The following is a 9,658-nucleotide window of genomic DNA, read 5'->3' on the forward strand; positions in this document are numbered from 1 at the left end:
CGGGCGTGGTCGAAAGCCTGGCCGCCGTGCACGCCAGGCTGAACACGATCATGCCGTTGCTGGTGGGCACCTCGGTCGGCTACATGCTGTCGATCCGCCATCGCGTGCCCAACCTGCCGGCGGCGTTCCTGTGCCTGTCGTACGTGGTGATCGCCGAGGCACTGCTGGCGCCCCATCCCCACGCCGCCGCCACCCTGATCCTGAGCCTCGCCATCCTGCTGCCGCTGGGCTGCGTGCCGCTGCTGGCGTGGCTGCACCGGCGCCACTGGACCCGCCTGGCGCCCGACGGCCTGATCGGCGAAAACGTGCGCGGCACCCTCAACATGGTCATACCGGGCGTGCTGACCGCCGCCGCCGTGGCGCTGGCGGTCAGCGCCTTGCTGCGGATTCCCGGCGTCGCGCGGTTCGACATTCCGGTGGACCTGGCCTCGCTCGAAAGCCCCTTCACCATCGGGCCGGCGACCGCCGCGCTCAACTCGATCTTCTGGTTCTTCGGCATCCATGGCTACCATGCGATGTCGCCCGTCATCGACGTACTGGACCAGGCCACGGCGTTGAATGCCGCCAGCGCCGCCGCCGGCTACCAGGGCATGTACGCCTTGAACGGCAGCCTGCTCGGCGCCTTCACCTTCATCGGCGGCGCCGGCGCGACACTGTCGCTGGTGGCCGCCATCCTGCTGTTCTCGCGCAGCGAATCGCTGCGGCTGCTGGCGTTGGCGAGCATTCCCGTATCGCTGTTGAACGTCAACGAAATCCTGCTGTTCGGCTTGCCGCTGATCCTCAACCCGCGCCTGCTGCTGCCGTTCATCCTGGCGCCGGTGTGCAACGTCCTGATCGCGTTGACGGCGGTGCAACTCGATTGGATGCCGCCAGCCACCGTCACGCTGCCGCTCACTTCGCCGGTGCTGCTCAACGCCTATCTCAGCGCCGGCGGGCACCTGGGCGGCGTGATCCTGCAGGTGGTGCTGATCGCGCTGGGCACCTGCATCTACGCGCCCTTCGTGGTGGCGCTGGAACGCCAGCGCAAGGCCGACGCCACCGTCTACTTCAAGTCGCTGGACACCACATTCCCGCGCCTGCAGGAGGAATCGCTGCTGTTCGCGCACGACCCGGTGGTCTCCACCTATGCCAACCGCGCGCGCCGCAGCGCCGAGATTTCCCGTATCCGCACCATCAGCGAATACGACTTCTACCTCGAATACCAGCCGCAGGTGTCATTGCGTGATGGCCGCTGCACCGGTTGCGAGGCGTTGCTGCGCGCCACCGGCCCGGAAGGCATGCAGCAGGCGCCGCTCGAATTCCTGCGCTGGCTGGCGCAGGCGGACTTGATGCGCGAGGTGGATCTGTGGGTGGCCAAGCAGGCGGTGCTGCAATGCCACGCCTGGCGCAAGGCGGATTTCGCCCTGCCGCTGACCGTCAACGTCACGAGCGGCACGCTGACATCGGAATCGTATCTGGACAAGCTCGTCAAAGTGCTGGAACAGGCCCGCGGGCAGGTGTCGGTGGAACTCACCGAGGACGCGCTGGTCGAGGACGCGCAGGCCCTGCACAAGGCGTTCGACCGGCTGCACGGCATCGGCTGCAGAATCTATATCGACGATTTCGGCACCGGCTATTCGGCGCTGAGCTACCTGCACCAGTTCGAAATCGACGCGGTCAAGATCGACCGCAGCTTCGTGCTGGCGCAGGGCAGCGAACGCGGCGCGCAAGTGATGAGCGGCCTGCTGCGCTTCTGCGAGGCGCTGGACCTGCAGATCATCGTCGAGGGCGTCGAAACGCCGGAACAGATCTCGGCGCTCGAATCGAGCGCCGAGATCATCGTGCAAGGCTGGTTCTACAGCAAGGCGCTGTCCGGCGACGACATGATGGAATTCGCGCGGCGGCGCCCTCCAGCCGCCGCGTCCCGCGGCAGCGCCGCCGTCACTTGATGCCGATGAACGGCAGCGCCGCGCCCGGCACCTGGGTCGCCGGCAGCACGCCGTCCCACTTCTCGACCGCGTTCAGGCTGACCAGGTTGGTATTGGCGGCCAGGGCCTCGGCCTTGGCGCGGATCGACGCGGCCTCGGCTTCGCCGCGCATGCGGATGCCGTCGGCCTCGGCGGTGAACTGCTGGCGGCGCGCGTCGGCCTCGGCCTTGGCCTTGACCACCTGGATCTCGGCGTTGATCATCGCCGTTTCCTTCTGCTGGCGCGTGGTCTCGATCTGCACCTGGGCCAGCATGCGCTGCTCGATCGAATGTTCGTAGGCCTGCGAGAAGCCGACTTCCTCGATCTGCACGCCCACCACCTGGACCGGCGCGCCTTCCATGGTCTTGAGCACGGCGTTGTTCACGTCCAGGCCCAGCTTCTGGCGTTCCTGGATGGCGCGCACGGCGGTGTACTGTCCGAACACGTTCTTGACCGCGTCCGGCGTCTTGCGTTCGAGCACGCGCATCTGCAGGTTGCTGATGGTGCCGTATTCGGAATACAGCTCGGCCACGTGCTCGGGCGGCACGCGGTAGGTCACCGACACGCGCAGCGTGGCCGGTTGCTGGTCATAGCTGTAGGCTTCCAGCTTCTCGAACACGAAAGTGTGGTCGCGCACCGACACCGTCATCACGTTGTCGATGAAGGGCGTCTTGAAGTCCAGGCCGGGCTCGGACACGCGCACCAGCTTGCCGTTGCGCAGCACCACGCCGCGTTCGCCCTGGTCCACCTGGAACCAGGAACCGAACGCGAGGCACAGGATGAGCACGAACAACACGCCCGTGCCGATGGCCAGCTTCAGGCTGCGTGGCTTGACGGACTTGACGATCTGGAGGTCGGTCGGCTTCACTTGGAGTCCCTTTCTGATTTATTGCGTTTGCGGTCCGAGAGCACGGCGGCGATGCCGCGCGCGAGCAAATAGGCGACCACGGCCGCCCCCACCAAGATCAGGAAATATCGCACCTGGCATTCCCCCCGGAATAGAAGCGAGCGATTCTAGCCCGAGTCAGCGGCGTGAAAGGTTACGGTTGTTGCAATAAGAAAAACCACTTGCCAATGGAGATGGCGCGCGTTCCAGCGCTGCGGTACGCTGCTTGGACCTCAACTTCGGGTCCCCATCATGCGCCGCTCGATCGCCATCTTCGTGACCGCCTTGGCCTGTACCACCCTCCTGGCCCCCGCCTGGTCGGCGCCGCCGGAAAACCGCGGCAAACCCGATCACGCCGGCAATGGCAACAACAAGGGCAATGGCAACAGCGGCGGCAAGAACAAGGGCAACGACAAGGGCAAAGGCAAGGATTCGGACACCAACGTCAGCGTCACCCTGAGCACCGCCGGCATCAGCATCTCGACCGCGCGCGGCTATGCGGTGCAGGCCGGCGCCACCGGCTATGGCTCCCTGCCGCCCGGCATCCGCAAGAACCTGGCGCGCGGCAAGCCGCTGCCTCCGGGAATCGCCAAGAAGATGGTGCCCGGCCCGATGCTGGCCCGGCTGCCGGTGCATCCCGGCTATGAATGGCGCGTTGCCGGCAATGACCTCATCCTGATCGCCATCGCCACCGGCATCGTCGCCGACGTGCTGGCGAACGTGTTCGACTGAAGCGCGCCGGCTGGCCGCCAGGCTAGTCGTAGTAGGCCAGGCCCAGCCGCGCCAGGTCGTCCGGATAGTCGAAATAGGCTTCGTCCAGCTCATGCAGGCGCGACTGCTCGGCCTCGGTCATGGCGCCGTAGATGTCGTTCAGCTGGATCACCTCGGGCGCGGCCTCGAAACGATCTACCAGGCCGCGCATGTCCGCCAGGATGGCGCGCGTGCGCGCCGCGCCGATCTTGCCAAGCGCCAGCAGCGCCAGTTGGCAGGTCGGGTCGCCCCAGTTGCACAGGAACTGCATGAAACCGCCGTTGTTGATGTCGGCTTCCATGCGCCACAACGCAACCAGTTCCTGCTCGCGCTGCGGCAGGCTGTCCAGCTTCCACTCCACCGCCCGCAGCGCCGCCAGCGCACTCTCGTAATGCGCGTCCCACAACAGGTCGCGCACGTTCAGCATGCCCGCGGCCGAAGGCGCCAGCAGCGCGGGCCACACCACGCCATGGTCGTCGTCCACCAGTTGCCATTGCGCGCGCTCGGCCGGGCTGGCCTTCTCCAGCCGGATATGCCGCCGGATCGGCTCGCGCAACGTGCGGCCGTCGGCCAGCGTCAGCAGGATGTGGGTCTCGGTCAGCGCGAGATGGCGGATGCGGTGGTCGGCGGACATGCGATGTCTCGAAGCGTAAGCGAAAGGGATGGGGCGCGCTGAAAGATAGCGGATCGTGCCGCGGGCGTCGAGCCGCGGCGCGCTCGTTTATCGTTCCTAGCATCAGGCCGCACACTGTTACGCCCGCGCCAGGCCTATCTGCTACCGTAAAGCCTGCCCCGGGCCCGGCCCGCGCGCCGCGTCCGCCATGTCCTCACAGGGAGATCGACAATGCCGCGCCCCTCCGCGTCCACGCCCCTGATCGGCGTGATCCCGCCTTATGTCCTGGACCGCCTGGCGCAGCACGCCGATGCGCGCGTAAGCATGCCGGCCGTCAAGACGCTCATCATCGACCAGCAGCAGCGCGGGCTGCGTGAAATGGCCGTGCCACCGCCCCGCGCCCAGGTCGCGGCGCCGCGCCAGCCACCGGCCGCCGGCACACCGCGACGCGCGGTGCACGACGCGGCCAACACCACCACCCTGCCCGGCAAGCTGGTGCGCGCCGAAGGCGCGAAGGCCAGCGGCGACCCGGCGGTGGACGAAGCCTATGAGCACCTGGGCGCCACCTACAAGCTGTTCCACGACGTCTACCAGCGCGACTCGATCGATGGCGCCGGCCTGCCGCTGGTGGGCACCGTGCACTACGGCGAGGACTACGACAACGCGTTCTGGAACGGCACGCAGATGGTGTTCGGCGACGGCGACGGCGAGGTGTTCAACCGCTTCACCGTGGCGGTCGACATCATCGGCCACGAACTCACCCATGGCGTCATCGACAGCGAAGCGGCGCTGGCCTACCAGGGCCAGTCCGGCGCGCTCAACGAATCGCTGTGCGACGTGTTCGGCGCGCTGGTCAAGCAATACGCCCTGGGCCAGGACGCCAGCGACGCCGACTGGCTGGTGGGCCAGGGCCTGTTCCTGCCGAAAGTGCGGGCCCGCGCGCTGCGCTCGATGGCCGAGCCGGGCAGCGCCTATGACGATCCGGTGCTGGGCAAGGACCCGCAGCCGGCGCACATGAGCGGCTACGTCGATACGCCGCAGGACAATGGCGGCGTGCATATCAATTCGGGCATTCCGAACCGCGCCTTCTACCTGGCCGCGACCGCGCTGAAGGGACCGGCCTGGGAAGTGGCCGGCCGCATCTGGTACGACACCCTGCGCGACAAGCGGTTGCGCCACAACGCCGACTTCGCCACGTTCGCGCGCCTGACGCTGGACGTGGCGCGCGGCGCGCACGGCGACGCCGCGCACAAGGCCGTGGCCGGCGCCTGGGCGGCGGTGGGCATACAGCCATGATCGACCTGCCCCCGCTCGAATTCGCGCTGCGTGTCAGCCTGACGCGCGAAGGCGGCCTGGCCTACCTGCCCGGCCTGGCTCGCACGCGCAGCATCGACCTGACCGACTGCCCCCCCGGGCTGCGCCAGGAGGTCGGCGAAGCCTTGCGCCGCACCGCCCCGCTGGCCACGCCGGACTGCCCCGCGCAGGGCGGCGACCAGCGCTACTTCCATGTGGAACTGGTGTTCCGCGACCCGGCCAGCGGCGATACCGCCAGCCTCACGTTCGACGTGCCCGAGGCGCAGGCGCCCGACGTCCTGGTGCGCCTGTGGCGCACCCAGGCCGGCGGCTAAAACGACGCGCCTGCGCGCCCGGCATGCGCCGGTCTCACTCCGCCGCGCGTTGCGGCGCCTTGGCCGGGTGGGGCCGGAACTGGCCGATCTGGATCGCGCGGCCCGCCAGCAGGCCGCAGCCCGCCATCGCCAGGCACAATGCGGCGCACAGCCCGAGCGCCGCCGACCAGCCACCCAGCCGGTCGTGCATGGCGCCGACCAGCGCGGGTCCGCTGGCGGCGAACAGGTAGCCCACGCACTGTGCCATGCCCGACAGCGCCGCCGCCTGCTGGGCATGACTGGCGCGCAGGCCCACGAACATCAAGCCCAGAATGATGCCGCCGCCCGTGCCCAATCCGAGCAATACGATCCAGAGCGTGGCCCAGCCCGGCGCCGCGATCAAACCGACGAACGCCACCAGCGAGGACGCCGCCGAGCAGAACGCGGCGGCGCGCTGGTCCTTCATGCGTCGCACCACCGGCGCCAGGAACAGCGCCGGCCCGGCCGACATCAACTGCAGCAGCCCGTGCAGCGAGCCGGCGCGCTCGGCCGTATAACCCGCGTCGCGCAGGATCGCCGGCAGCCAGCTCACGCCGACGTAGAACACGAAGGAATTGATGCCCAGGTACAGCGTCACCTGCCAGGCCAGCGCCGAATGCCACAGCCGGCCGCCGTGCGGCGCGTGCGCGGTGGACGAAGCCGGCGGCGTATGGTTGGCCAGCTGCGGCAGCCACAGCAGCACGCCGGCCACGGGGATCACCAGCAGGCACAGCGCCGAGAAGCGCCAGCTGCCTCCCGCCAGGCTGGCCAGCGGCACAGCCAGGGCCGAGGCGGCGCCGGCCGCGATGCTCATGGTCAGGACATACGCCGAGGTCAGCCCCGCCACGCGCTGCGGAAAGTCGCGCTTGAGCAGGCTGGGCAGCAGCACGTTGCCGATGGCGATGCCCGAGCCGATCACTGCCGTGCCCGTATACAGCGCCCAGGCCTGGCCCTGGCTGCGCAGCACGATACCGCCGCCGATCAGCAGCAGCGCCGCGAACAGGGTGCGCTCCAGCCCGTAGCGGCGCGCCATGCCCGCCGACACCAGCGAGACGACGGCGAAGGCCAGCAGCGGCAGCGTGATCAGCATGCCGGCCGCGGTATTGGACAGGCCGAGCTGCTCGCGGATCAGGCCGACCAGTGGCGGCATGCCCGTGACCGGCGCGCGCAGCGCCATGGCAATGAAGAGGATGCCCACGATCAACAGGACGGGGCGTTGGGAAGCGGGGGAGGAAGCGGAAGGAGTCATGGCGCCAGCTTAGAGAAAGCCGGCTCTGCTGAATTTCGAGATAATGACAAAATATCCTCAAATCCAGCCAAGCCGGCGCCGCGCCAATGTATCCGCCGCAAGCCCACAGCCCCTACTTCGATCCCGACACCCCCGCGCAATGGACGTACGCCATGCGTGTGGACGCCGCCCGCAACGAGCACGAATCGCCCACCCATCGCCATCGGATGGGGCAGCTGGTGCTGTCGCTGCAAGGCGGGGTGACGAGCTTCGTGCCGCAGGGCCTGTGGATGGTGCCGCCGCGCTGCGGCGTCTGGATCCCCGGTGGCGTGCCGCACAGCAACCGCGTCACCGACAACGGCCGGGTCTGCTTCCTGTTCGTGCCGGCGGATACGCCGGGCCTGCCGACGCAATGCTGCACGCTGGCGGTCACGCCGCTGGTGCGCGAAATGGTGGCGCACCTGGCCGACCTGGCGCCAGCCGACACCGCCTTGCCCGCCAACCGGCGGCTGGCCGAGGTGCTGGTCGAGCAGTTGGCGCTGATGCCCACGGAACAGCTGCACCTGCCCCTGTCCGACCACCCGCGCCTGCGCGAGATCGCCGCGGCGCTGCGCACCGATCCGGCCGACCGCAGCACGGTGGCCGAATGGGGCCGCCGCATGGCCATGAGCGAACGCACGCTGGCGCGCCTGGTGCAGCAGGAGGTCGGCATGAGCTTTGGCCGCTGGCGCCAGCAGATGCATATCGTGATGGCGCTGCAGCGGCTGTCGTCCGGCGTATCGGTGCAACGCACCGCCGAAGACCTGGGCTACGAATCGGTCAGCGCCTTCATCACCATGTTCCGCAAGACGCTGGGGCAGACGCCGGCGCGCTATTTCGCCGACAAAACGTAGGCTCCGTTTGCACGGGAACCCGCGGCACGCGCCTGGCGGCGCACCGCGTCAGTCCCGGGGGCCCGCCACCAGGAACAGGCGCGGGAAAGGCAGCAGCACGGTGCCATCGGCCAGCGCCGGATAGGCGCGCGCGATCTCGTCGTGGTAACGCGCCAGGAAGGCCGCCTGCTCATCGGCATCCAGCTTGTTCAGGTAGGGCCGCAGCGCCGTGCCCTTGAACCATTCCACCACCGCCTGCGCATCCGCCAGCGGATGCATGTAGGTCGTGCGCCACACATCCAGTCGACCGCAATGCGGCTTGAGCAGCTCGTAGTACCAGGCGGCGCTGTGGCGCGGCGGATGCTTGACGCCGCCGATCTTGCCGGCCCAGGGGCCGTCGGCGGCGATCTGGCGCGCCAGCTTGTGGGCCGGCTCTTCCAGGTTGTCCGGCGTCTGCACCGCCAGGCTGCCGCCCGGCGCCAGCTTGCCCACCAGGCGCGGATAGAGGGTCGCGTGATCGGGCACCCATTGCAACGCGGCGTTGGCCAGGATCACGTCGTACCGGCGCGGCGGATTCCAGGTTTCGATGTCGGCCAGTTCGAACGCGATCGACGGCAGGCGCTTGCGCGCCGCCTGCACCATGTCGTCGGAGCTGTCCATGCCGGTCACGTCGGCCTGCGGGTAGCGGGCGGCCAGCACCTCGGTGGAGTTACCGGGGCCACAGCCCAGATCCACCGCGTGGCCGACCTGTTCGTTCGGCAGGGCGGCGACCAGGTCGCGCACCGGGCGGGTGCGTTCGTTTTCAAAGGCGGAATACTGTTTGGCGGACCAGGTCATGGCGGCTCCTTGCGTGGGTCTGGATACGTTCCGCACTCTACGCCGCGTCATTCCATATGACAAATATATATATGGCTATACATTCATATTTACTGAATATGTCGACACCCTGTCAGAATGCGACTATTCCCCCCATCCGGAACCTGATGAATGCCCCCGCAACTGGTCCTGTTGCCCGGCATGGACGGCACCGGCGATCTGTTTGATCCGCTGCTGTCCGCGCTGCCCCCCGCGCCGCCGCCCGTGGTGCTGCGCTATCCCGCCCGCGAGCCGCTCGGTTACCCCACGCTCGAACAGCGCGTGCGCCAGGCCCTGCCCGCGCAGGCGCCCTTCGTGCTGCTGGCCGAATCCTTCTCGGGACCGCTGGGCGCCGCCATCGCCGCCGCGCCGCCGCCAAACCTGCGAGGCCTGATCCTGTGCGCCTCGTTCGTGCGCGCGCCGCATCCCCGACTGGGCCTGGCGCGGCCGCTGGCCAACTGGCTGCCGGTCACACTGCTGCCGCGCGCGGTCCTGCATCACCTGTTGCTGGGCGCCCATGGCACGCCGGCGCTGCGCGCCGCGCTGGACCGGGCCGTCGCGCAGGTGGCGCCCGCCGTCATGCGAGCCCGTCTCCAGGCCGTGATGGCCGCCGACCAACGCGCGGCATGTGCCGGCGTGCGTCTGCCGCTGCTATACCTGCAGGCGCGCCACGACCGCGTGGTGCCGCCCGCCGCCGCCATGCTGGTCAGGCAATTGGCGCCGCAGACCCTCCTGGTCGACATCGACGCGCCGCACTGCCTGTTGCAGGCCGCGCCCGAGGCCGCCGCCGCGGCCATCGCCGGCTTCCTGCGCACGCTCGACCCGGCCCCCGCCGCCGGCGCATGAGAAAGCACCCCCACGC

Annotated in this window: 10 protein-coding genes; 6 read left to right on the forward strand and 4 right to left on the reverse strand. The window is 68.9% G+C overall.

Features of this window, described 5'->3' with window-relative positions; all coding sequences use genetic code 11:
- Positions 1–1,928, forward strand: a 1,928-nt coding sequence (locus tag DK459_RS05160; protein WP_110134601.1) for an EAL domain-containing protein, incomplete at its 5' end; no start/stop codon positions are given.
- Here DK459_RS05160 and DK459_RS05165 read toward each other — a convergent pair.
- Positions 1,921–2,814, reverse strand: a complete 894-nt coding sequence (locus DK459_RS05165) for a prohibitin family protein (RefSeq protein ID WP_020926539.1) — start codon at positions 2,812–2,814, stop codon at positions 1,921–1,923. The two genes, DK459_RS05160 and DK459_RS05165, sit on opposite strands and share 8 nt — an antisense overlap.
- Before the next feature lie 270 nt (positions 2,815–3,084).
- Here DK459_RS05165 and DK459_RS05170 point away from each other — a divergent pair, with 270 nt between their 5' ends.
- Positions 3,085–3,564, forward strand: a complete 480-nt coding sequence (locus tag DK459_RS05170; protein WP_110134512.1) for an anti-virulence regulator CigR family protein — start codon at positions 3,085–3,087, stop codon at positions 3,562–3,564.
- Between the two features lie 22 nt (positions 3,565–3,586).
- On the opposite strand, the gene DK459_RS05175 is transcribed toward DK459_RS05170, so the two are convergent.
- A complete protein-coding gene (locus DK459_RS05175; protein ID WP_110134513.1) occupies positions 3,587–4,216 on the reverse strand; it encodes a DUF4375 domain-containing protein in 630 nt (209 codons plus the stop codon).
- Positions 4,217–4,426: 210 nt separating this feature from the next.
- Between DK459_RS05175 and DK459_RS05180 the strand changes: the two genes are divergently transcribed.
- Complete coding sequence (locus tag DK459_RS05180; RefSeq protein ID WP_054505197.1) at positions 4,427–5,491, forward strand: M4 family metallopeptidase; 1,065 nt, start codon at positions 4,427–4,429, stop codon at positions 5,489–5,491.
- Positions 5,488–5,823: a protealysin inhibitor emfourin gene (locus tag DK459_RS05185; RefSeq protein WP_020926534.1), complete on the forward strand. Its 336-nt coding sequence runs from the start codon at positions 5,488–5,490 to the stop codon at positions 5,821–5,823. Before DK459_RS05180 ends, DK459_RS05185 begins: the two co-directional genes overlap by 4 nt.
- Before the next feature lie 34 nt (positions 5,824–5,857).
- Here DK459_RS05185 and DK459_RS05190 read toward each other — a convergent pair whose 3' ends face one another.
- The gene (locus DK459_RS05190) at positions 5,858–7,090 is read right to left on the reverse strand and encodes an MFS transporter (protein WP_054437500.1); all 1,233 of its coding nucleotides are present in this window, start codon (positions 7,088–7,090) and stop codon (positions 5,858–5,860) included.
- Between the two features lie 86 nt (positions 7,091–7,176).
- Here DK459_RS05190 and DK459_RS05195 point away from each other — a divergent pair, with 86 nt between their 5' ends.
- Positions 7,177–7,962, forward strand: a complete 786-nt coding sequence (locus tag DK459_RS05195) for a helix-turn-helix domain-containing protein (RefSeq protein ID WP_110134514.1) — start codon at positions 7,177–7,179, stop codon at positions 7,960–7,962.
- Between the two features lie 48 nt (positions 7,963–8,010).
- Here the strand turns inward: DK459_RS05195 and tam are convergent, their stop codons facing one another.
- Complete coding sequence (tam, locus tag DK459_RS05200) at positions 8,011–8,778, reverse strand: trans-aconitate 2-methyltransferase (protein ID WP_070543203.1); 768 nt, start codon at positions 8,776–8,778, stop codon at positions 8,011–8,013.
- 150 nt (positions 8,779–8,928) lie between these two features.
- Between tam and DK459_RS05205 the strand changes: the two genes are divergently transcribed.
- Positions 8,929–9,642, forward strand: coding sequence for a serine aminopeptidase domain-containing protein (locus tag DK459_RS05205; RefSeq protein WP_006387385.1), 714 nt, complete (start codon positions 8,929–8,931; stop codon positions 9,640–9,642).
- Positions 9,643–9,658: the final 16 nt, after the last annotated feature.

The sequence above is a fragment of the Achromobacter sp. RW408 genome, from assembly GCF_003184165.1.
In the GTDB taxonomy this organism is placed as follows: Bacteria; Pseudomonadota; Gammaproteobacteria; order Burkholderiales; family Burkholderiaceae_B; genus Achromobacter; species Achromobacter xylosoxidans.

Excerpts from the sequence above, each read along its gene's own strand:
- DK459_RS05170 (WP_110134512.1), top strand. The coding sequence starts at position 3,085 with ATGCGCCGCTCGATCGCCATCTTCGTGACCGCCTTGGCCTGTACCACC.
- DK459_RS05175 (WP_110134513.1), bottom strand. The coding sequence starts at position 4,216 with ATGTCCGCCGACCACCGCATCCGCCATCTCGCGCTGACCGAGACCCAC.
- DK459_RS05180 (WP_054505197.1), top strand. The coding sequence starts at position 4,427 with ATGCCGCGCCCCTCCGCGTCCACGCCCCTGATCGGCGTGATCCCGCCT.
- DK459_RS05185 (WP_020926534.1), top strand. The coding sequence starts at position 5,488 with ATGATCGACCTGCCCCCGCTCGAATTCGCGCTGCGTGTCAGCCTGACG.
- DK459_RS05190 (WP_054437500.1), bottom strand. The coding sequence starts at position 7,090 with ATGACTCCTTCCGCTTCCTCCCCCGCTTCCCAACGCCCCGTCCTGTTG.
- DK459_RS05195 (WP_110134514.1), top strand. The coding sequence starts at position 7,177 with ATGTATCCGCCGCAAGCCCACAGCCCCTACTTCGATCCCGACACCCCC.
- tam (WP_070543203.1), bottom strand. The coding sequence starts at position 8,778 with ATGACCTGGTCCGCCAAACAGTATTCCGCCTTTGAAAACGAACGCACC.
- DK459_RS05205 (WP_006387385.1), top strand. The coding sequence starts at position 8,929 with ATGCCCCCGCAACTGGTCCTGTTGCCCGGCATGGACGGCACCGGCGAT.